Here is a 22207-nt window from a genome sequence, read left to right on the forward strand (position 1 = left end):
CAAGTTCAGCAAAAGCGCGTGAGGCGAATGATGCGGCAAGGCTCGCCAGCACGGGCAGGCGGAGCGTGCGGAGATCGCACAAGGAGCGCGTCGGAGCGTTCGAGAATGCCGAGCATGGATGAGTCCTGCCGGGAATGCGGTGTCGCCGCAGGTACCGTCAGCCGCCCAGCGCCGATTTCGATCTCGCAGCCGGAGAGGCTTGCCCTCATATAGTCCTGTCTGTCGCCGTTGGCTGGGAGGTCAGCACCGAGTATGGCGCCTTCGGTCGGATCATCGCTGGCGCTTTGATCCCCGCAAAGGGCGCGAATCGCCGGCACCAGGAACAGGACGCTGCACACGAGGGTCGAGACGGGATTTCCTGGCAGCCCGAGGAGCAGCATCGGACCGAGGCGACCATGCATCAGCGGCTTTCCAGGCTTCAGCGCGACACGCCAGAAGCCGAGATCCATGCCGTGTCGGGAAAGGGCCTTCTGCACCAGATCGTGATCACCGACCGAGGCGCCGCCAAGGGTAACGAGGATGTCGGCCTTGGCTGCACGCGCCGCTTCGATTCGCTCATCGAGCGACGCGAGCGTGTCGCGGGCGATCCCGAGATCGATCGGCTCGCCGCCGGCTTTCTCCACGATGGCGGCAGTCGAGGGCAGGCTGGATGCGACGATCTGATCGGGGCCGACCGGTTCGCCTGCGCGCACGAGCTCATCGCCTGTGGCGAGGATCGCCACACGAGGTCTGCGCCTGACGGCGAGGGTGGCCTGCCCCATGGCAGCCGCGAGAGCGATGTGACGCGCATCCACGCGTCTTCCAGCCGATAGCAGGACGTCACCGGATTTGAAGTCCAGGCCCGCCGGACGGATGTGGCGCTGCGCTTGCGGCGCTTCCTTGATCGTCACCTGGCCGTCCTGCGCTTCCGTATCCTCCTGCAGGACGACGGCGTCGGCACCCTGAGGCAGGGGCGCGCCGGTGAAGATCCGCACCGCTTCGCCGGAGCCGGGCGATCCATCGAACCGCCGGCCGGCCGCGCTGGTGCCGATGACCCGCAGCAGGGCAGGGACGGCAGTGACATCGCCGCTGCGCAACGCATAGCCGTCCATGGCGGAGGCGGGGAAAGGCGGCTGATCGCGCTGCGCGGTCACGTTCTCTGCCAATGTGCGTCCGGCACACGAGGCGAGCGGCAGCCTTTCAATGTCGACAGGTGTTTCGTTGCTTGCCAGGACCCGACGCAGGGCCTCGTCAACGGAGATCAGGCTCATGGCGATGCCCTCACGGTGCTTCGAACAGTCCGGATCGTCCGCCGCTCTTCCGTCGCAGCCGAATATCATCGATGCGCATGGTGCGGTCGGCCGCCTTCACCATATCGTAGATCGTCAGACACGCCACGGACACGGCCGTAAGGGCCTCCATTTCGACGCCGGTCTGACCTGATACCTTCACCTCCGCCGTCACGCGCACGCCGGGCAGCGTTTCGTCGAGGATGCAATCGACTTTCACCTTCGAGATCAGCAGCGGATGGCAGAGGGGGATCAGCTCGTGCGTCCGCTTCGACGCCATGATGCCGGCGAGACGGGCCGTTCCGAGCACGTCGCCCTTCTTCGCGTCTCCCTGGCGGATCAGGGCCAGGGTCTCGGGCTGCATCACGACGCATCCTTCGGCGATCGCGGTCCGGCTGGTGATGCCCTTCTCGGAAACATCGACCATGTTCGCTTCGCCGCTCGCGTCGAGATGCGTGAGTTTTGTCATGCCGCTTCGCCGAACAGGAGCCGCTTCGTCGCTGCCGTCACATCCGGTTGCCGCATCAGGCTCTCGCCGACCAGGAAGGTTTCGATCTTCACCTTCTTCAGACGCTCGATGTCCTCAAGAGTGAAGATGCCGCTTTCGCCGACGATGATGCGATCCGACGGGATGAGCGGTGCCAATTCTTCGCTGACGGAAAGCGAGACGTCGAAAGTGCGAAGATTGCGGTTGTTGATGCCGATGAGCTTGGTTCCGAGCGGAATGGCGCGCTCGAGCTCCGCGCGGTCATGGACTTCGACGAGTGCATCCATGCCGAGATCATGCGCCGTGTCGATCAGTGCGCGCGCCTCATCGTCGGAGACGCTCGCCATGATGACGAGGATGCAATCCGCGCCCCAGGCGCGCGCTTCATAGACCTGATAGGGCTCGAAGAGAAAATCCTTCCGCAGCGCTGGGAGTCCGGAAGCTTCGCGCGCCTGTGGGAGATATTCCGGTCGGCCCTGGAAGGACGGCGTGTCGGTGAGAACCGACAGGCAGGTCGCGCCGCCCTGAGCATAGGCTCTCGCGAGGGATGGCGGATCGAAATCGGCGCGGATCAGGCCCTTCGACGGGCTCGCCTTCTTCACCTCGGCGATCAGCGCCGGACGTCCCTCGGCGAGATGCCGTTCGATGGCGGCGGCGAAGCCGCGCGGGGTGGAGGCGTCTCGTGCGCGCCGTTCGATCTCGGCAGGGGAGACGGCCGCTTTCGCAGCGGCGATCTCCTCACGCTTGTAGGCTTCGATGCGGGCGAGAACGTCGCTCATGGGCGGCCCTCCGGTTCAGGCGTTCGAAGTCTGGATCAGGCGTACCAGTGTGGCCTTCGCTGCGCCGCTGTCCAGAGCGCGGGTGGCACGGTCGAGACCGTCGCGCAGGTCGGAGGCTGCATCAGCGATAACGAGGGAGGCCGCTGCGTTCAGGAGAGCGACATCCCGGTACGGGATACGAGCGCCCTCCAGAACGGCGCGCAATTGCGCGGCGTTGTGCTCGGGATCGCCGCCCTTCAGGTCCTCCAGCCGCGCGATGGGCAGGCCCACCTCTTCCGGCGTGACGGAGAAGCGACGCACTGTTCCGTTCTCCAGCGCCACCACATGCGTCGGACCGGTCGTGGTCATCTCGTCGAGGCCGTCCGAGCCGTTCACGGCCCACAGCCTTTTGGTGCCAAGCTCCTTCATGACCTGCGCCAGCGGTTCGAGCCAAGCCTCGGAGAAGACGCCGAGGAGCTGTCGCGACACGGAGGCCGGATTGGCGAGAGGACCCAGCAGATTGAAGATCGTCCGGGTGCCGAGCTCGACCCGCACGGGCGCCACATGACGCATGGCGGCATGATGGGTCTGCGCGAACATGAAGCAAAGGCCTGCATCCTTCAGGCAGCGCTCCAGACCCTCGGGCTCGAGGCCGAGTTTCACGCCCAGCGCCGAGAGCACGTCCGCCGTTCCGGATTTCGACGAGGCCGCGCGATTACCGTGCTTGGCAACCTTCACGCCGGCGCCTGCGACGATGATCGCCGCGAGGGTCGAGATGTTGTAGCTGCCGGAATGGTCGCCGCCCGTACCGACGATGTCGACGGCACCCTCCGGGGCGTTCACACGCAGCATGCGGCCGCGCATCGCGGAGACGGCACCGACGATCTCCTCGAGCGCTTCGCCACGGACTCGCAGGGCCATCAGAAAGGCGCCGCTCTGGGCGGGCGTCACTTCGCCGGACAGGATGTCGTCGAATGCCGAACGGGCCTCCTCGCGCGTCAGTGACGCGCCGGTGGCGACCTTGGCGAGATAGGATTTGAAGGATTCCATCAGTTCAATGTCCGGCTGCAGGAGCGTATGTCGGCTCCTGGCGATGTGCGGCGTTCCATGCCGCGGCGAGGTCGAAGAAGTTGCGCATGATCGTGGCGCCATGCTCCGAGAGAATGCTCTCGGGATGAAACTGTACGCCGTGGACCGGGAGCGAGCGGTGCGACAGACCCATGACCAGTCCGTCGGCAGTCTCCGCCGTCACCGCGAGATCGGCAGGGCAGGTCTCCCGGTCGACGATGAGAGAGTGATAGCGCGTCGCCTTGAACGACCCGTTGATGCCGCGGAAGATCGTCTGCCCGCTGTGCTCCACATCCGAGACCTTGCCGTGCATCGGCAGCGGCGCGCGGCTGACCGTGCCGCCATAGACCTGGCCGATGGCCTGCAGGCCGAGACAGACTCCGAAGGTCGGGATCTTGGCTCCCGCCCGCTCCACCAGATCGAGACAGATTCCCGCCTCGTTCGGCGTGCAGGGCCCCGGAGAGAGCACGATGGCATCGGGCGGCGAGGCCAGGACCTCGTCCGTGGTGACGGCATCGTTGCGCACCACATCCACCCGGGACACGAGCGGTGCGATGAGATGCACCAGGTTCCAGGTGAAGCTGTCGTAGTTGTCGATGACGAGAACGCGGGTCATGGCGTCACGACGTTTGCGCATGGGCGGAGCCCGGTCAAGGGAAGCCTTGCCGCTTTGCTCATTGGCCGATCCTCGCGCGGCTTGCGAACCGGACCGCTTCCTCAGCAGCGCGGAAGAGCGCCTTCGCCTTGTTGATGCATTCCTGCTGCTCGGAATCGGGGTCGGAATCGTAGACGATTCCCGCGCCCGCCTGCACGGCCATCCGGCCGTCCTTCACGAGCGCCGTGCGCAGCACGATGCAGGTATCCATCTGGCCGTCGGCGCCGAAATAGCCGATGCAGCCTGCGTAGGGACCGCGCTTGTGCTTTTCGAGTTCGTCGATGATCTCCATGGCGCGCACCTTGGGTGCACCGGAGACCGTTCCGGCCGGAAATCCGGCCACCAGCGCATCGAGGGCGTCGAACTTCGAGTCGAGGCGGCCCTCGACGTTCGACACGATGTGCATCACCTGGCTGTAGAACTCGAGGAAGAAGGAATCGGTCACCTCGACCGATCCCATCGCCGAGACCCGCCCCACGTCGTTGCGGCCGAGATCGAGCAGCATCAGGTGCTCGGCCCGTTCCTTCTGATCGGCCAGGAGGCTTTCCGCATGCGCCCGGTCTTCCGCCGCGGTGGCGCCTCGCGGACGCGTTCCGGCGATCGGCCGGATCGTGACCTTGCCGTCCCGGACCCGAACCAGGATCTCGGGCGAGGAGCAGACGATCTGAAAATCCTCGAAGTCGAGATAGCAGAGAAACGGTGCCGGATTCACCCGACGCAAGGAGCGATAAAGGGCGAAGGCGGGGAGGGGGAAATCCGTCTCGAAACGCTGGGAGAGCACGACCTGGAAGATGTCGCCTGCCCGGATGTATTCCTTCGCCGTGGCCACCATGGCCTTGAACTCGTCCGGCGTCGTGTTCGACACCGGAGGCTCGAAATGGATGCTCGTGGGATCTGTCCGGTCCTCGATCGGCAGTGGCCGGTCGAGGGCAAGCCCCACCTCGTCGAGGCGGGTCAGCGCCGTCTCATAGGCGGCTTTAGCCGAGACGCCTGCCTGGGGACGCACGGGCGTGATCAGCGAAATCTCGTCCTTCACGGCATCGAACACGACCATGACGGTCGGACGGATCAGGATCGCGTCGGGGACCTTCAGGACGTCCGGATTCACCCCCGGCAGACGTTCCATGAGCCGAACCATGTCGTAGCCGAGATAGCCGAAGAGACCGGCGGCCATGGGCGGCAGGTCATCGCCCAAAGGCAGAGCGCTTTCGGCGATGAGCGCGCGGAGGCTCTCCAGTGCATGGCGGCCGTCCGGCTCGAAGGCTCCGGTATGGCCGAGGGCCTTGCGGTCGATGGACGCCACACCGTCCTGGCAGCGCCAGACGAGATCGGGATCGAGACCGATCATCGAGAAGCGGCCACGGACAGCACCGCCCTCGACCGATTCCAGGAGAAAGGCGGATCCCTTGCGCCCCTGCCGCAGCTTCAGGAAAGCCGCGACCGGGGTCAGAAGATCACCGACGAGGCTCGTGCGCAGAACGCCCGCCCGCCCGGCCTCATAGGCCTCGGAGAAGGTGTCGTAGTCCGGTGTGATGACCATCGGCTTAGAGTTCGCCGCCCGTTGCCTGGCGCAGCGCCTGCTGGTTGATGGTGACGCCGAGATCCTTGCGGATCTGGGCAATGTACTGGTTCACGAGATCGTCACCCATGCCGTTGCGCAGTTGCGTCTCGACACGCTGGGCCTCTTGCGCCGTGGCGACGAGGGGAGGCACGGTTGCCGACGTGACCTTGAACACGGCGCGAGTGTCGGTGCCCGTCGCCGTATTGCCGGCCTTTCCGACCGGCACCGAGAAGATGCGGGTCACCGCATCCGCGGAGAGGTCGTCCTTGGCCGTGTTGCGCGCGAGGTCCGCAGCATTCTTCGCTTCAGCGCCGGCGCTTTGCGCGACGGCCTCCAGGGCTTCGCCCTTCTCGATGCGATCGGTCAGCTCGCGCGCCTTGTCCGCGAGCCGCCGGGAAATCTCGTCCTCGCGCCACTGGGTGGTAACCTGATCCTTGACCTCGTCGAGGGTCTTTTCACGGCTGGGTTCGATTCCCGTCACGTCAAACCAGACATAACCTCCATCTGTGGTCCGAAGCGGCTCGTTGTCGACGCCGATATCCGAGGCAAAAACGGCCTTCACGACGGCATCCCGGTTGGGGATGTCGACCGGATTGCCGGCCTTGTCGCGGCCCTGGCTGTCGATGGCCGGGACCTGGACCAGCTTAAGGCCCTTCTCCTTGGCGATGTCGGCGAGGGGCTTCGCGCTGGCGCGCTGATCCTCGATGGCATCGTGGATGTCCTCGATCTGCTCGCGGCCCTTGGTCTGAGCGATCTCGGCCCGGATCTCGCCGGCGACCTCTTCGAAGGACCGCACCGCCTCGGGCTCGATCTTCGTCACATGGACGAGAACGGGACCGAACCGCCCGGCGACCGGACCGCTCGTGGCGCCCTGCTCAAGAGAGAAAGCAGCATCGGCCACGGCCGGATCGAGCATTTCACTCTTGGTGAAGGTGCCGAGTTCCAGGTCCTGAGGGGAAACATTACGCTCCTGGGCGATGCTGTCGAAGGTTGCGCCGTCCTTGATCTTGTTGAAGGCGGCTTCGGCCTCTTGCTGGTTCGGGAAGGCGATCTGCTGGATCGTGCGCTTCTCGGGCGTCCCGAACTTCGCCTTTTCCTGCTCGTAGCGTTGACGAGCCTCGTCGTCGCTTACCGTGTCGGGCTTCGCGGCGGAGGCCGCGTCGAGGGCCATGAAGGATATGGCCCGGTATTCGGGCGCCTGGAACGACGCCTTGCGCTCATTGAAGAAGCTCTGGAGCTGCTCCGTCGTCGGCACCGGAACGTCGCCGGCCATGGCAGGCGTCAGGACGAAATACGAGGCTGCCCGGCGCTCGGTGGCATAGCGGTGCATGGCGTCGCGGGCCGCTGCCGGCACGGTCAGATCGCCCGCAATGGCTTCCGCCAGATGGATTCGGGCAACGGCGCCGCGCTGCTCACGCACGAAACCGGCCTCGCTCAAGGATGCATTGCGAAGGGCCTGGTCGAAGAGGGCGCGGTTGAACTGGCCGTCAGCGCCTCTGAAGGTCGGATCGTCCATGATGGAGCGGGCCACGAGCTGATCCGAAACGGAAAGGCCGAGCTTGTGGGCTTCCTCCGAAAGCACAGCCTCGTTGACGAGGTTGGACAGCACTTGCTGGTCGATTCCGAAGAGGCGGGCCTGCTCTGGGCTGATCACGGTCCGGAACTGACGTCCCAGCCGCTGCAGCTCGTTGTTGTAGGCGTTCCTGACCGCTTCGACCGGAATATCGGTCTTGCCCACCCGGGCCACGGTGGAGGGCGGGGTGGCCCGGAAGATGTCGCCGATGCCCCAGATTGCGAAACTGACGATGAGAAGACCGAAAAAGATGGCGATGATCGTCCTGCCGATCAGACCCTGTCCGGCCTTGCGCATTCCTCGAAGCATAGCGAACCTGTTGTTTCGAAACTCGTTAGTGACGGCGATAGCCGATCATTAGCCCGGGGAAAAGGGCGAGTCTGGTTGAAAGAGTCTTCAAGTCTCTGATACTGCCACCGGATCATGCGTCACAGGAGTGCCTGAATGAGCGTCGATCGGCCGCGCCCGCTGGTAGCGGGCAACTGGAAGATGAATGGTCTGAAATCCTCCGCCAAGGTCTTGGGCGAGATCCAGGCAGGTTATACCCCTGGCTTGAAGGCCAAGGTGGATCTGGCCGTCTGTCCCCCTGCGACACTGCTCGGCATGTTCGCCTTGATGGCGGTCGGCTCCCGGATCGCCGTGGGCGGACAGGACTGCCACGCCAAGGAGCTGGGCGCCTATACGGGCGACCTCTCTGCCGAGATGCTTGCGGATGCGGGCGCGACTTACGTCCTGGTCGGCCATTCCGAGCGGCGCCAGTATCATGGCGAGAAGGACAAGGACGTCTGTGACAAGGCTCTCGCAGCCCATCGCGCCGGGCTGACCGCGATCGTCTGCATCGGCGAGACCCGGGAGGAGCGCGAGGCGGGCCGGACGCTCGCCGTGGTCAAGAAGCAGCTCCGCGGCTCCGTGCCGGCCGACTCGACCGCACAAAACCTCGTCATCGCCTACGAGCCCGTCTGGGCCATCGGGACCGGCCTCACGCCGACCACAGCCGACGTGGCCGAGGTTCACGGGGTGATCCGTGAGGAGCTGCGCCGTCTCGTCGGCAAGGCCGAGTATGCCAAGGTCCGGATCCTCTATGGCGGTTCCGTGAAGCCCTCCAATGCGGCCGAGCTGATGGCTGTGGAGAACGTCGACGGAGCCCTGGTGGGCGGAGCAAGCCTCGTCGCTTCGGACTTCCTGGCCATCGCCGGCGGCTATCTCGGCTGACGTTTCGGTAAAAGGGGTGCTTGCAGGTCTTTGATCCCGTGCACACCTATGCTACAGCCCGGCCAACACAGAGATGAAAGCGAGCGGCTGACGCCCTTCGGCGCGGCCGCTTGAGGTTTTTGGAACGATGCAAACAGTTCTCATCATTGTCCACCTGATCATTGTCCTGGCGCTGATCGGCGTGGTTCTCCTGCAACGCTCCGAGGGCGGCGGCATGGGACTGGGCGGTGGCGGCGGTGGCGGCGTATCGGGCTTCATGACCGGGCGCGGTCAGGCCAACGCCCTGACCCGCACCACGGCGATTCTGGGAGGGCTTTTCTTCCTCACCAGTCTGGCGCTGACGATCATGGCCGGCTACCACGGCGCGCCCCGTTCGATCATCGACGGCGCGTCGCCTGTTGCTCCGGCCGGCCAGCAGGCTCCGGCCGGCGGGCAGGGCGGCAATGTCCTCGAGCAGCTCCAGAGAATGCAGGGCGACCAGCCGGCGAACCCGGCACCCGCTCCGGCGCCCGCGCCGACAGCGCCTCAGGTGCCTCAGTCGCAGTAAGCTGACGATCAGGGCCGGAGCTTCCGGCCCTCTCTTTTTGTGGATGGCAAACGAGCAAACCGATTCGTGGTTGCGAATCGGCGCTCTTTATTGATGGATAGGGGTCCATGACGCGGTACGTATTCATCACCGGCGGCGTGGTGTCTTCGCTCGGCAAGGGCTTGGCTTCAGCAGCCCTGGGCGCACTTCTCCAAGCACGCGGTTATAAGGTCCGGCTTCGGAAGCTCGATCCTTATCTGAACGTCGATCCAGGGACGATGAGTCCCTATCAGCACGGCGAGGTCTTCGTCACCGACGACGGTGCCGAAACCGATCTCGACCTCGGGCATTACGAGCGCTTCACCGGCGTTCCGGCCACGAAGGCCGACAACATCACCACGGGCCGGATCTATCTCGACATCATCACCAAGGAGCGGCGGGGCGACTATCTCGGCGCCACGATCCAGGTGATCCCGCACGTCACCAATGCCATCAAGGATTTCGTCCTGACCGGGAACGAAGGTTTCGATTTCGTCCTGGTGGAGATCGGTGGCACGGTCGGCGACATCGAGGGTCTGCCGTTCTTCGAGGCGATCCGCCAGCTCGGCAACGATCTCGATCGTGGCCAGGCCATCTACACGCACCTGACGCTCCTGCCGTTCATCCCGTCTGCCGGCGAGCTGAAGACCAAGCCGACCCAGCACTCCGTCGCGGAGCTGCGCTCCATCGGCATTCAGCCGGATATCCTTCTCTGCCGAACGGACCGGGAGATTCCCCGAGACGAGCGCCGCAAGCTTGCCCTGTTCTGCAACGTCCGCGAGACGGCGGTGATCGAGGCGCGCGATGCGCCGTCCATCTACGACGTGCCGCTGGCCTATCACGAGGCCGGACTCGACAGCGAAATTCTCGCGGCCTTCGGCATCGAGAACGCTCCCGCGCCCGACCTGAGCCGCTGGACCCGCATCTCCGGCCGGGTTCACAACCCGGAAGGCGAGGTCAACATCGCGGTCGTGGGCAAGTACACGGGCCTCAAGGACGCCTACAAGTCGCTCATCGAGGCGCTCCATCACGGCGGCATCGCCAATCAGGTGAAGGTCAACCTCAACTGGATCGAGAGCGAGGTTTTTGAGCGCGAGGACCCGGCTCCGTTCCTGGAAGGCATTCACGGCATCATGGTGCCGGGCGGCTTCGGCCAGCGCGGCGCCGAGGGCAAGATCCGCGCCGCCCGTTTCGCCCGCGAGCGAAAGGTGCCCTATTTCGGCATCTGCTTCGGGATGCAAATGGCCGTGATCGAAGCGGCCCGGTCTCTGGCAGGCGTCGAGTCGGCAAGTTCCACGGAGTTCGGCCCAACGACGGAGCCGGTCGTTGGCCTCCTCACGGAATGGCTGCGCGGCAACGAACTCGAAAAGCGCGCTGCCGGCGGCGATCTCGGTGGTACCATGCGTCTCGGCGCCTATCAGGCGAGCCTGAAGCCGGGGAGCAAGATTGCGGAGATTTACGGCGGGACGGAGATTTCCGAGCGCCACCGTCACCGCTACGAGGTCAACATGGGTTACAGGGAGCGCCTGGAGCAGAAGGGCCTGCGTTTCTCCGGCGTCTCGCCGGATGGCATTCTGCCTGAGACCGTCGAGTATGAGGACCATCCCTGGTTCATCGGCGTGCAGTATCATCCGGAACTGAAGTCTCGCCCGTTCGAGCCGCACCCGCTCTTCAAGAGCTTCATTCACGCGGCCGTGGAACAGAGTCGACTGGTGTAAGCAAAGCAGGATCGCGGCACCGTTCAGCGCCGCGTCATACGGAAGCGACACATGAGCCGCCGCATCGACCATCTCGTGGTTGCCGTCCGCGATCTCGACCAGGCCGCGGCGTTCTACAAGCGCCTCGGCTTCCAGGTCGGCGCGCGCAATCGCCATCCCTGGGGGACTGAGAACCGGATCGTCCAGTTCCGGTCCTCCTTCATCGAGCTGATCACGGTCGGCGAGGGGGCGGACATCGCTCCCCAGACAGATCGGGTCTTCAGCTTCGGCGCGTTCGTCCGCGATTATCTGGAGGAGCGGGAGGGCCTGGCGATGCTGGTGCTCGACAGCCGCGATGCGAAGGCAGACGCCGAAACTTTCGCTGAGGCGGATATCGGCACCTTCGATCCATTCCATTTTGAGCGCAAAGGCACGCGTCCGGACGGCTCGGAGGTCCATGTCGCGTTCAGCCTCGCCTTCGCGGCGCTGCCCGGATCGACCAAGGCCGGCTTCTTCGTGTGCCAGCAACACTACCCGGAGAATTTCTGGAACCCGGCTTTCCAAAGTCACGACAACAAGGCCGAGGACATTGCGGTCGTGGCGCTGTCCGCTCCCGATCCGGACCGCTGCCAGAGCTTCTTGACGGTCTTCACCGGCGTGACGCCGAGCAGTCCGTCGCTGCACGATCTGTCGTACCGCCTGGCCGGGGGGCATCTCGACGTGATGACGCCGGACGATGCCGGCGAAGTCTATGGCTCCGTCGAAGCCGAGATGGACCAGCCATCCTTCGTCGCGTTCACGGTTCGGATCGATGATATCTCCCGGCAAGCCAAGTGGCTGGACGCGGCGGAAATCCCGTTCGTCCATATCGGATCGCGGCTGATCGTGCCGGCGAGCGCCGCCATGGGCGTCGCGATCGCGTTTGAAGCAACGTAGTATAAGCCGCGATTCGGCCCGTCGGCGGGCCCCATACAAACATGATCCAAGGGGGACAGATCATGGCTTCTTCTCTGGCGGGCTTGCCCGATTTCCTGATTTTCTTCGTGATCGCCACGGTGCTGGTGGCGCTCTATCTCACGATCTACACGCTCGCGACCATGCACAACGAATTTGCCCTTATCCGGCAGAACGTGATTTCCGCAGCAACTTCTTTGGGCTTCAGCCTCGTCGGCTTCGCCCTGCCGCTCGCCAGCGCGATCGTGCATGCCCAGACCATCGTCGACTGCCTGGTCTGGGGCCTTGTCGCCCTGGCCGTGCAGATCGTCGTTTATTGGCTGGTACGCATCGTCATGCCGAACCTTTCCCAGCGGATTGCCTCCGGTGAAATGGCAGCAGCGCTGTTTCTCGGCGCGGCCTCCCTGTCGGCCGGCATCATCAACGCAGCGGCGATGACGTTCTGAAGCCGAAAGCGTTCTGGGCTTGCTTGCCGCCCGGGCCGTCGATGTGCGGCCTTTGCCACCTGTCCCAAAACAGGATAGGGACGGGGCATGAACGCACCGACACCTCTCGCCCCAATGGCGCACACCGTCGTCGCAGCGGGTTCCGTCCGCTTCGGTAACCATCTGCCGCTCAGCATCATGGCCGGGCCCTGCGCCATGGAAAGCCGCGAGCATGCGCTCGAGATGGCCTCCGCCCTGAAGGAGATCACGACGAAGCTCGGCATCGGGCTCGTCTACAAATCGTCCTTTGACAAGGCGAACAGGACCTCGATCGCGAGCGCCCGCGGCATTGGTCTCGACAAGGCGCTGTCGGTCTTCGCGGAGGTGAAGGAAAAGTTCGGGCTGCCCGTTGTCACGGACGTGCATGAAATCGAGCAATGTGCTCTCGTGGCCGAGGTGGTGGACGTGCTCCAGATCCCGGCCTTCCTCTGCCGCCAGACCGATCTGGTGGTCGCGGCGGCGAAGACCGGTCGGGTGGTCAATGTCAAGAAGGGCCAGTTCCTGGCGCCCTGGGACATGGCGAACGTGGCCGCGAAGGTGACGGCGGCCGGCAACCCGAACGTGATGCTCACGGAGCGGGGCGCGTCGTTCGGCTACAACACCCTCGTGTCCGACATGAGGTCCCTGCCGATCATGGCTCAGACGGGCGCACCGGTGATCTTCGACGCCACCCATTCGGTACAGCAGCCGGGTGGCCAGGGGGCTACATCCGGCGGGCAGCGGGAATTCGTGCCGGTCCTCGCCCGCGCAGCCGTGGCGGTGGGCGTTGCAGGCCTCTTCATCGAGACGCATCAAGACCCCGACAAGGCACCCTCCGACGGTCCGAACATGGTGCCGTTGAAGGAGCTGGAGGCCCTCCTGTCCCAGCTGAAGGCCTTCGACGCCCTGGCGAAGGGACTGTAGGCCTGATCACATTCATGCTTTTTGCCGAGGGGAGATGCGCGTCGAAGACCCTCTTCCTCTCGGGATCTCCATGCTAAGGAGCCGGGTCAATCCTCTCGCCTGAAGCTCCCAAGATCATGTCGTCCCGCAATCTAATTCGGATTCTCGCCGTCAGCGGCTTCGCCGGGACGTTCTCGTCTCGCGCCGTCGAGCCGATGGTTGGGATCATATCGCGGGACCTGACATCGGATCCTCAGACCATCGCGCTGCTGTCGGCCGCCTTCGCCCTTCCTTACGCCTTCATCCAGCCGATCCTCGGGCCGATCGGCGATGCGCTCGGAAAAGAGCGGGTCATGAAGGTGGCGCTGGCGTTGCTTTTCGCCGCCCTGGCCGGCTCGGTCGTCGCGCCGAATCTCACGATTTTGTTTCTGCTGCGCATCGTCGCCGGCACCGCCGCCGGCGGCGCCGTTCCGGTGTCCATCGCCCTGATCGGCGACCGGGTCGAGATGGCACAGCGCCAGGTCGCCCTCAGCCGGTATTTGGTCGCTGTGATTCTGGGGCAGTTGGCAGGCTCATCATTTGCTGGACTGATTGCGGAATTCGTCGGCTGGCGTGGCGTTTTCGTTCTCTCGACCGCGATGATGGCCGCAGCTCTTGCCGCTACGGTCCTCGGCTTCCGGAATGCCCCGCCCGGCGGTCGGTTCGATATGGGGGCGGCGCTGCAGCGCTACCGTGACATCCTCGCTAATCCGCGGGCGCTGGCGCTTTTCAGCTTCGTGTTCGTGGAGGCCATCGCCCTGTTCGGGATATTCCCTTACGTCGCGCCGCTTCTGGAGCAGAGCGGTGGCGGTGGCGCCGCACAGGCCGGTTTCGCCATTGGCGGCTTTGCCGTCGGCGGGTTGATCTATTCCGTTCTGGTCACGTGGCTCCTCAGAACGCTCGGGATTCAGAAAATCCTCGTCGTCGGCGGAATTTCCGCCTCCATCGCTCTCGTGGCGATCGGCCTCACGACGGACTGGACCTCCTACGGCCTTGCCCTGATGCTGATGGGGCTCGGCTTCTATATGCTCCACAACACCTTCCAGGCGCAGGTGACCGAGGTCGCTCCGTCCGCCCGCGCCTCGGCCGTGGCCCTCCACGCCTTCTCGTTCTTCGTCGGTCAGGCGCTCGGCGTGGTGTTCATGGGGTTCGGGCTGCGCCATATCGGGCTGACGGCGTCGACCGGCATCGCCGCCGCTATCATCCTCGGTGTTGGCGTCACGGCCTCGATCGTGCTGATGCTGCCCCGGTTTCAGACGCGCGGACGGTAAGGCGCGACGCCCTGGTCGGGCAACCAGAGGTTCTTCGGAAGCTCGCCGGTCTGCCAAAACACGTCGATGGGGATGCCGCCGCGCGGATACCAGTAGCCGCCGATGCGCAGATAGCGAGGCTCCAGAAGGTCCGCTAGCCGTTTGCCGATGGCGACCGTGCAATCCTCATGGAAGGCGCCGTGGTTGCGGAAGCTGTGCATGTAGAGCTTCAGCGATTTCGATTCGACGAGCCAGGGACCGGGCACGTAGTCGATGACCAGAATCGCGAAATCCGGCTGCCCGGTGACCGGGCAGAGGGAGGTGAATTCCGGGATCGTGAAGCGCGCCAGGTAATCGGTGTCCTGGTGGGGGTTGGGGACTCGGTCGAGCTTCGCCTCCTCGGGAGAGCCGGGCAGGGCGGTCGCATGACCGAGCTGGAGATGGGTATCCGTCATCACCGCAATTGACCTTGGATGGTTGTGTTGAAATCCGCCGTTGTCCTTGCCCACCTGCGCGTTTCGGTCAATAAGCCCTTAACTGACGCGAGGCCGCACCTTCCCCCTTTTCAGGAGCTTGTTCATGACCGCAATCATCGACGTCCATGCCCGCGAAATCCTCGATAGCCGTGGCAATCCCACGGTCGAGGTGGATGTGACCCTCGAAGACGGCTCCATGGGCCGGGCGGCGGTTCCTTCCGGCGCGTCAACGGGCGCCCATGAGGCGGTCGAACTCCGCGACGGCGACAAGAAGCGCTATCTCGGCAAGGGCGTCACCAAGGCTGTGGACTCCGTGAACAACGAGATTCTGGATGCCATCGGCGGTCTCGATGCTGAAGAGCAGGTGCTCATCGACGAGACGATGATCGAACTCGACGGCACTCCCAACAAGTCGCGTCTCGGCGCCAATGCGATTCTCGGCGTGTCCCTCGCGGTCGCGAAAGCTGCTGCCGATGCGGTGACGCTGCCACTCTACCGCTATGTTGGCGGAACGCAGGCCCGTGTCCTGCCGGTCCCGATGATGAACATCATCAATGGCGGCGCGCACGCGGACAACCCGATCGATTTCCAGGAATTCATGATCCTGCCCGTCGGCGCGCCGACGTTCTCGGAAGCGGTCCGCATGGGTGCCGAGGTGTTCCACACCCTCAAGAAGGCTCTGAAGGACGCCGGCCACAACACCAATGTCGGCGACGAGGGCGGATTTGCTCCCAACCTGCCGAGCGCCGAGGCGGCGCTCGACTTCGTCATGACCTCCATCGAGAAGGCCGGTTACAAGCCGGGCCAGGATCTTGTGATCGGACTCGATTGCGCTTCGACCGAATTCTTCAAGAGCGGCGCTTATGTCTATGAGGGCGAAGGCAAAAAGCGGAGCCCGCAGGAGCAGGCCGAGTATCTGGCGAAGCTCGTGAGCGCCTATCCCATCGCGTCGATCGAGGACGGCATGTCCGAGGACGACTGGGAGGGCTGGAAGATCGTGACCGATCTCATCGGCAAGAAGTGCCAGCTCGTCGGAGACGATCTCTTCGTGACGAACGTGAAGCGTCTCGGCGAGGGCATCAAAAAAGGCGTCGGCAATTCGCTGCTCGTGAAGGTCAATCAAATCGGCACGCTGACCGAGACATTGGCCGCCGTCGATATGGCGCAGCGCGCCGGCTACACCGCCGTCATGTCTCACCGCTCCGGCGAGACGGAGGATTCCACGATCGCCGATCTCGCGGTGGCGACCAATTGCGGGCAGATCAAGACCGGTTCGCTCGCCCGCTCCGACAGACTGGCCAAGTACAACCAGCTCATCCGCATCGAAGAGGAGCTCGGCGAGCAGGCACGCTATGCCGGCCGCGCGGCCCTGAAGGCGTTCGCCTGAGGCCTGCCGATGAAGCCGCTCGTCAATATCGACGACGTCGAAACTTTCGCAGCCGGTAACGGCGAGCGCTTCGAGGCCACTCACGGACTTCTGTCCGCCCCGCTCGGCGGACAGAAGATCGGCGCTAGCGTCACGCGCGTGGCGCCGGGCAAGGCAGCCTTTCCGTTCCATCATCATTATGGAAGCGAAGAACACTTCTTCATCGTCAGCGGGACCGGCACCTTGCGCTACGGCAACGAGGTCTTTCCGGTAAGGGCCGGGGACTACATCGTTCATCCGCCCGGTGGGCCGGACACGGCGCATCAACTCATCAACACCGGATCGGAGGCCCTGGTCTACCTCGCCATCGGAGCCATGGGCACACCCGACGTCATGGGCTACCCGGATTCCGGCAAGACCTCGGTCATGACCGCTCCCTTCGGCCAGAATGGTCTGCGCTTCATCGTCAATGACCAGACTCGTGATCAGGCGGGTTATTGGGATGGTGAAGATGGCGCGAAGGTCGACGCGATCTTGAAATCGCACGGCTGAAGAACCGGTTCGCTTCGTCTCGAACCTTTCCTTTCTCAACAAAAAGCGCGCTTCGCAGCGATTCCTCAACGCCTCCTTAACCATGGTGACGTAAGGATTCGTCATGGTCATCCGCAGGCGCGCAAGACGAATTCTCATTCCGCTGGTGCTCTACAGCATCTCGGCGGCCGTCGCGGCGTACTTTGTGCACCACGCCCATAGCGGCGCCCGCGGCTTTGAGGCGCGCGATCAGTACGAGGCGCAGGCCGCCGATCTCAATAAGGAGCTCGAGGCCGTCAAGACCGAGCGCGGTGATTGGGAGCGGCGCATCGCCCTTTTGCGGAGCGATCAGATTGACCGCGATCTGCTGGAGGAGAGGGCACGCATCATGCTCGGACGTGTGCACCGCAACGATCTCGTGATCATTCTCGGAAATGAGGAGTCCAAGCCGTAATTTCCGCTTAACTTAATTTGAGTTAATTGGAAATATGCAAGCTGTGCCAATAGGTTGCGGCATTCACTGTAGTATTGATACTCCTGTCCCGGCCTCTCGCTTTCCCCTTCCGACTGCGCTAGAACTTTAGTCGAGGAAACCCTTCGGAGGACCCGATGGCTGTTGCAGCCCGCAAGGCGGGTCGCGCTGGTTCCGGCGCGGCCAAGTCCACTCCCAAGAGCGCAACGAAGCAGGCTCTTAACTCTCCACAATTCGACAAGGACCAGGATCTCAACGCCTATCGTGAGATGCTCCTGATCCGCCGCTTCGAGGAAAAGTCCGGCCAGATGTACGGCATGGGCCTCATCGGCGGTTTTTGCCACCTCTATATCGGTCAGGAAGCAGTCGTCGTCGGCATGCAGATGGCGACGAAAGAAGGCGACCAGGTGATCACCGGGTATCGGGATCACGGTCACATGCTCGCCTGCGGCATGGATGCGAAAGGCGTCATGGCCGAACTGACGGGCCGCCGCGGCGGCCTGTCCAAGGGTAAGGGCGGCTCCATGCACATGTTCTCCAAGGAGAAACATTTCTATGGCGGCCACGGCATCGTCGGTGCGCAGGTGTCTCTCGGCACCGGTATCGCATTCGCCAACCGTTATCGTGAAAACGACAATGTCTGCCTGACCTATTTCGGTGATGGCGCTGCCAACCAGGGCCAGGTCTACGAGAGCTTCAACATGGCGGAGCTATGGAAGCTTCCCGTCGTGTACGTGATCGAGAACAATCGCTATGCCATGGGCACAGCGGTGACCCGCGCGTCGGCACAGACCGACTTCTCCAAGCGCGGCGTGTCGTTCAACATCCCGGGCGAACAGGTCGACGGCATGGATGTCCGCGCCGTCTACGCGGCCGGCCAGCGGGCCGTCGAGCACGCACGTTCGGGCAAGGGGCCGTACATCCTCGAGATGCAGACCTACCGCTACCGCGGCCACTCCATGTCCGATCCGGCGAAGTACCGCACGAAGGACGAGGTGACTCGCATGCGCGAGGAGCACGATCCCATCGAGCAGGTGCGCCGCCGTCTTCTCGAGAGCTGGAAGCTGTCCGAGGACGAACTGAAGTCCATCGACAGCCGAGTCCGCGAGATCGTGAACGAGGCGGCCGAGTTCGCCACGCACGATCCCGAGCCGGATCCGTCCGAGCTCTATACCGACATCCTTCTCGAGCCGGCGCAGTAAGGCGCCCTCGAGCTTCGCCGCAGCGATAATCACCTAAGAGTCTTCCATGGCGATTGATATTCTCATGCCGGCCCTTTCTCCCACGATGGAGCAGGGCAAATTGGCCAAGTGGCTGAAGAAAGAAGGCGACCCGGTAAAGCCGGGCGACGTTCTCGCAGAGATCGAAACCGACAAGGCGACCATGGAGGTCGAAGCGATCGACGAGGGCGTGCTCGCCAAGATCCTGGTGTCTGACGGCACCGACAATGTGGCGGTGAACACGCCGATCGCGGTCCTGGCGTCAGAAGGGGAGGACGTTGCGTCAGCAGCTTCCCACGCCAAGATGCCTGATCTCGTGTCCGCGCCCGCACAGCCGGCACCGACACCGGATGCCCATGCGGAAGGCTTGGCGGACCGACCCGCTCCGGTCGCACGCGAAGAGCAGGCTCCCATCTCGACACCTGCCGCGCCGGCAGTCATCTCGACCCGTGGCGGCTACGACGCGACGGCGGAGGTGCCGGAAGGTACCGAGATGGTGACGATGACCGTCCGCGAGGCCTTGCGCGACGCCATGGCCGAGGAAATGCGTCGTGACGAGAAGGTGTTCGTCATGGGCGAGGAGGTGGCCGAATATCAGGGCGCCTACAAGGTCACGCAGGGGCTGCTCCAGGAGTTCGGGGCGCGTCGCGTGATCGACACGCCGATCACCGAGCACGGTTTCGCCGGCGTCGGCGTCGGAGCGGCGTTCACGGGGCTGCGCCCCATCGTCGAGTTCATGACCTTCAACTTCGCCATGCAGGCGATCGACCAGATCGTCAATTCGGCGGCGAAGACCCTCTACATGTCCGGCGGGCAGCTCGGCGCTCCCATCGTATTCCGCGGCCCGAACGGGGCGGCGGCGCGCGTGGGGGCTCAGCACAGCCAGGATTATGCTGCATGGTACTCGGCGATCCCGGGCCTCAAGGTCGTGGCGCCCTACACGGCGGCCGATGCGAAAGGCCTCCTGAAGAGCGCCATCCGTGACCCGAACCCGGTGATCTTCCTGGAGAACGAGATCCTCTACGGACAATCGTTCCCGGTTCCGAAGCTCGACGACTTCACGATCCCGATCGGCAAGGCCCGTATCCACCGCGAAGGCAAGGACGTGACCATCGTCTCCTTCGGTATCGGAATGACCTACGCCCTCAAGGCGGCGCAGGAACTGGAAGCCGAAGGCATCCAGGCCGAGGTGGTGGACCTGCGTACCATCCGTCCGATGGATACGGACACGATCGTCGCCTCGGTGATGAAGACCGGCCGCTGCATAACGGTGGAAGAGGGCTATCCGCAATCCGGTGTCGGCGCGGAGATCGCCGCACGGATCATGGAGAAGGCCTTCGACTATCTCGATGCGCCTGTCATTCGCATCACCGGGAAGGACGTGCCGATGCCGTATGCGGCAAACCTCGAAAAGCTGGCGCTCCCGTCGGTGGCCGAGGTCGTGCAGGCGGCAAAGGCAGTCTGCTATCGGTAAGGCGCGATGCTGACGGACCAGGAAACCAGCTTACGGTCCTTCCAGAAGTATTCGGACGTCGAATACACTGAAGAGGAATGGGCTGTCGCTTGGATCGGAGTGTGGTCTTTCCTTTGCAACTCCAAGCGAGGAGCAAAGGAAGCGCTACAGTTCGATCCAACGAGATCGGTCCTGTACGCTGACTATCCCGACCTTCTAAGGCACGCTTGTGATACTCAGGTGCCGATCATTTATGATCCAAGTATCCGAGAGTTTGGCGTGTCAGTGCTGGATGGAGGTCTCTCCCAAATGAGCCTCAGATTTGATCCTTGGTCTGGAAAGCCTCTACCTAATTCCTTGAGAGACGAATGGCTTAAGGCAGTTGAGGCGCTTGGAATCGACCCGTGGAACGAGAGGGACAAGATGCCCTCTCGGCTCACCGATGAAACGTGGTGGAAGGACCGCTACGTTTCGGAGGAAGTGCATGACCGATAAAAAATTCGAAGCCCTCAATGTTCCACCCGATGCCCTTGAGAAAGGCGGCATCGAGATCCTGAGGGCTTCGGTGTCAGAGGGGGCGGTGAGCATTGCGCTGCGCCGCGCTTTCGACGACCCGTTCACTTGGGGCGTGCTGCTGGTGGACCTCGCCCGCCATGCTGCACGCATCTACGCCATGGAGACGGAGCTCTCGGAGGAGGAGGCCTTCCAAGAGATCGTTACCGGAATTCAGGCCGAGCTGGACGATCCGTCCGATCCTGGCTCGACCCAAGCCCTCAACTGACCTGTGCCGGGGGAACGTTCTCTCCCGACATTATAACGCTGTTTTAACAACCCCATCTCGATCAGGATCCTCAAACGCCATGCCCATCAATGTCCTGATGCCCGCGCTTTCCCCCACGATGGAAAAGGGCAACCTTGCCAAGTGGTTGAAGAAGGAAGGCGACACGGTGAAGTCCGGCGACGTGATCGCCGAAATCGAAACCGACAAAGCCACCATGGAGGTGGAGGCCGTGGACGAGGGTGTCCTCGCCAAGATTCTGGTGGCCGAAGGGACCGCCGACGTCCCCGTCAACCAGCCGATCGCGCTGATTGCCGGCGAAGGTGAGGACCCGAAGAGTGTCACCGCGCCCGCTGCCGGTGCACCAGCTCCTGCCGCCAAGGCCGAGGCTGCATCAGCTCCAGCGCCCAAGGCGGAAGCGCCAGCCACTCCAGTTCCGCAGGTCGCGCCCGCGCCGGCTCCGGCAGCAAAGCCGAACGGCCCTGTGGCCGGGCAGGGCGATCGTATCTTTGCCTCGCCGCTCGCCAAGCGTATCGCCAAGGAAGGCGGCATCGACATCGCTTCCATCCAGGGCTCCGGCCCGCATGGTCGCATCGTCGAGAAGGACGTGCGCACGGCTCTGTCCGGCGGTACGGCCAGGCCCGCCGCGGCACCCGCTGCCGTCCAGGCGCCGGCGGCGAAGCCCTCCGCCCCACAGCTCGCCCCGAGCATGGGAGCCGATCAGATCAAGGCCATGTTCGAGGCCGGCACCTACGAGGAAATCCCCCTCGACGGCATGCGCAAGACGATCGCCAAGCGCCTCGTCGAGTCGAAACAGACCGTGCCGCATTTCTACCTGTCGCTCGATTGTGAGCTCGATGCGCTCATGGCGCTTCGCGAGCAGATCAATACGGCCGCGACGAAGGACAAGGACGGCAAGCCGGCCTACAAGCTCTCCGTCAACGACTTCGTCATCAAGGCTCTCGCCATCGCGCTCCAGCGCGTGCCGAATGCCAACGCCGTGTGGGCGGAAGATCGCATCCTGAAGATGAAGCACTCGGATGTGGGTGTCGCCGTCGCCATCGAGGGCGGGCTCTTCACGCCGGTGATCCGCAAGGCCGAACAGAAGACGCTGACCGCCATCTCCGCGGAGATGAAGGATCTGGCGGCGCGTGCCCGCAACCGCCGCCTGAAGCCGGAAGAGTATTCCGGCGGCTCCACGGCGGTGTCCAATCTCGGTATGTTCGGCATCAAGAACTTCCAGGCCGTCATCAACCCGCCCCAGGGCACCATCCTCGCGGTCGGCGCGGGCGAACAGCGGGTCGTGGTGAAGAACGGCGCCCCGGCCGTCGTGCAGGCCATGACCGTGACGCTCTCCTGCGACCACCGCGTGGTCGACGGAGCGTTGGGCGCGGAGCTACTTGCAGCGTTCAAGGTGCTGATCGAGAGCCCGATGGGAATGCTGGTTTAAGGAAGCG

General features: G+C 63.9%; 23 protein-coding genes. 15 read left to right on the top strand and 8 right to left on the bottom strand.

The genetic code is table 11. The features are described 5' to 3' along the window. Positions 1-5 precede the first annotated feature (5 nt). The 7 genes from K9B37_RS11645 to K9B37_RS11675 are packed head-to-tail and all read right to left on the bottom strand — an operon-like array spanning position 6 to position 7667. Positions 6-1250, bottom strand: a complete 1245-nt coding sequence (locus tag K9B37_RS11645) for a molybdopterin molybdotransferase MoeA (protein WP_224313246.1) — start codon at positions 1248-1250, stop codon at positions 6-8. Between the two features lie 10 nt (positions 1251-1260). Continuing rightward, on the bottom strand, positions 1261-1737 hold the full coding sequence (gene moaC, locus K9B37_RS11650) for a cyclic pyranopterin monophosphate synthase MoaC (RefSeq protein ID WP_224313247.1): 477 nt from the start codon (positions 1735-1737) through the stop codon (positions 1261-1263). Then, positions 1734-2534, bottom strand: coding sequence for an indole-3-glycerol phosphate synthase TrpC (trpC, locus tag K9B37_RS11655; protein WP_224313248.1), 801 nt, complete (start codon positions 2532-2534; stop codon positions 1734-1736). Before trpC ends, moaC begins: the two co-directional genes overlap by 4 nt. A 15-nt stretch (positions 2535-2549) precedes the next feature. Next, a complete protein-coding gene (trpD, locus tag K9B37_RS11660) occupies positions 2550-3563 on the bottom strand; it encodes an anthranilate phosphoribosyltransferase (RefSeq protein ID WP_224313249.1) in 1014 nt (337 codons plus the stop codon). 4 nt (positions 3564-3567) lie between these two features. After that, positions 3568-4197, bottom strand: a complete 630-nt coding sequence (locus K9B37_RS11665) for an anthranilate synthase component II (protein ID WP_224313322.1) — start codon at positions 4195-4197, stop codon at positions 3568-3570. A gap of 58 nt (positions 4198-4255) precedes the next feature. Then, a complete protein-coding gene (gene trpE / locus K9B37_RS11670; protein ID WP_224313250.1) occupies positions 4256-5776 on the bottom strand; it encodes an anthranilate synthase component I in 1521 nt (506 codons plus the stop codon). Between the two features lie 4 nt (positions 5777-5780). After that, a complete protein-coding gene (locus K9B37_RS11675) occupies positions 5781-7667 on the bottom strand; it encodes a SurA N-terminal domain-containing protein (RefSeq protein ID WP_255616549.1) in 1887 nt (628 codons plus the stop codon). Positions 7668-7814: 147 nt separating this feature from the next. Between K9B37_RS11675 and tpiA the strand changes: the two genes are divergently transcribed. The 7 genes from tpiA to K9B37_RS11710 all read left to right on the top strand — a co-directional run bounded on the left by tpiA (position 7815) and on the right by K9B37_RS11710 (position 14475). After that, complete coding sequence (gene tpiA / locus K9B37_RS11680) at positions 7815-8582, top strand: triose-phosphate isomerase (RefSeq protein ID WP_224313252.1); 768 nt, start codon at positions 7815-7817, stop codon at positions 8580-8582. Between the two features lie 127 nt (positions 8583-8709). After that, entirely contained in the window at positions 8710-9129 is a 420-nt protein-coding gene (gene secG, locus K9B37_RS11685; protein WP_224313253.1) for a preprotein translocase subunit SecG, read from the top strand. A 107-nt stretch (positions 9130-9236) separates the two neighbouring features. Then, positions 9237-10865: a CTP synthase gene (gene pyrG / locus K9B37_RS11690; RefSeq protein ID WP_224313254.1), complete on the top strand. Its 1629-nt coding sequence runs from the start codon at positions 9237-9239 to the stop codon at positions 10863-10865. Positions 10866-10916: 51 nt separating this feature from the next. Continuing rightward, a complete protein-coding gene (locus K9B37_RS11695; protein ID WP_224313255.1) occupies positions 10917-11780 on the top strand; it encodes a VOC family protein in 864 nt (287 codons plus the stop codon). Positions 11781-11842: 62 nt separating this feature from the next. After that, complete coding sequence (locus K9B37_RS11700) at positions 11843-12244, top strand: DUF350 domain-containing protein (protein ID WP_224313256.1); 402 nt, start codon at positions 11843-11845, stop codon at positions 12242-12244. 87 nt (positions 12245-12331) lie between these two features. Then, on the top strand, positions 12332-13186 hold the full coding sequence (gene kdsA, locus K9B37_RS11705; protein ID WP_224313257.1) for a 3-deoxy-8-phosphooctulonate synthase: 855 nt from the start codon (positions 12332-12334) through the stop codon (positions 13184-13186). A 116-nt stretch (positions 13187-13302) separates the two neighbouring features. After that, positions 13303-14475 (top strand): MFS transporter, encoded by a 1173-nt coding sequence (locus K9B37_RS11710; RefSeq protein WP_224313258.1) that lies wholly within the window; start codon positions 13303-13305, stop codon positions 14473-14475. On the opposite strand, the gene queF is transcribed toward K9B37_RS11710, so the two are convergent. Beyond that, on the bottom strand, positions 14457-14909 hold the full coding sequence (gene queF, locus K9B37_RS11715; RefSeq protein ID WP_224313259.1) for a preQ(1) synthase: 453 nt from the start codon (positions 14907-14909) through the stop codon (positions 14457-14459). The genes K9B37_RS11710 and queF overlap by 19 nt on opposite strands. Positions 14910-15033: 124 nt before the next feature. Between queF and eno the strand changes: the two genes are divergently transcribed. The 8 genes from eno (at position 15034) to K9B37_RS11750 (ending at position 22200) form a co-directional block, all read left to right on the top strand. After that, positions 15034-16317: a phosphopyruvate hydratase gene (eno, locus tag K9B37_RS11720; RefSeq protein ID WP_224313260.1), complete on the top strand. Its 1284-nt coding sequence runs from the start codon at positions 15034-15036 to the stop codon at positions 16315-16317. Positions 16318-16326: 9 nt separating this feature from the next. Further along, on the top strand, positions 16327-16848 hold the full coding sequence (locus tag K9B37_RS11725; RefSeq protein ID WP_224313261.1) for a cupin domain-containing protein: 522 nt from the start codon (positions 16327-16329) through the stop codon (positions 16846-16848). Between the two features lie 103 nt (positions 16849-16951). Next, positions 16952-17281, top strand: a complete 330-nt coding sequence (locus K9B37_RS11730; RefSeq protein ID WP_224313262.1) for an FtsB family cell division protein — start codon at positions 16952-16954, stop codon at positions 17279-17281. A gap of 155 nt (positions 17282-17436) precedes the next feature. Next, a complete protein-coding gene (pdhA, locus tag K9B37_RS11735) occupies positions 17437-18501 on the top strand; it encodes a pyruvate dehydrogenase (acetyl-transferring) E1 component subunit alpha (protein WP_224313263.1) in 1065 nt (354 codons plus the stop codon). 46 nt (positions 18502-18547) lie between these two features. Further along, a complete protein-coding gene (locus tag K9B37_RS11740; RefSeq protein ID WP_224313264.1) occupies positions 18548-19993 on the top strand; it encodes a pyruvate dehydrogenase complex E1 component subunit beta in 1446 nt (481 codons plus the stop codon). A 6-nt stretch (positions 19994-19999) separates the two neighbouring features. Further along, positions 20000-20467: a DUF6980 family protein gene (locus K9B37_RS25055; RefSeq protein WP_439651717.1), complete on the top strand. Its 468-nt coding sequence runs from the start codon at positions 20000-20002 to the stop codon at positions 20465-20467. Next, a complete protein-coding gene (locus K9B37_RS11745; RefSeq protein ID WP_224313265.1) occupies positions 20457-20753 on the top strand; it encodes a DUF5076 domain-containing protein in 297 nt (98 codons plus the stop codon). Before K9B37_RS25055 ends, K9B37_RS11745 begins: the two co-directional genes overlap by 11 nt. Before the next feature lie 79 nt (positions 20754-20832). Further along, a complete protein-coding gene (locus tag K9B37_RS11750; protein WP_224313266.1) occupies positions 20833-22200 on the top strand; it encodes a pyruvate dehydrogenase complex dihydrolipoamide acetyltransferase in 1368 nt (455 codons plus the stop codon). Positions 22201-22207 lie beyond the last annotated feature (7 nt).

It is taken from the genome of Microvirga puerhi (assembly GCF_020089865.1).
Lineage (GTDB): Bacteria > Pseudomonadota > Alphaproteobacteria > Rhizobiales > Beijerinckiaceae > Microvirga > Microvirga puerhi.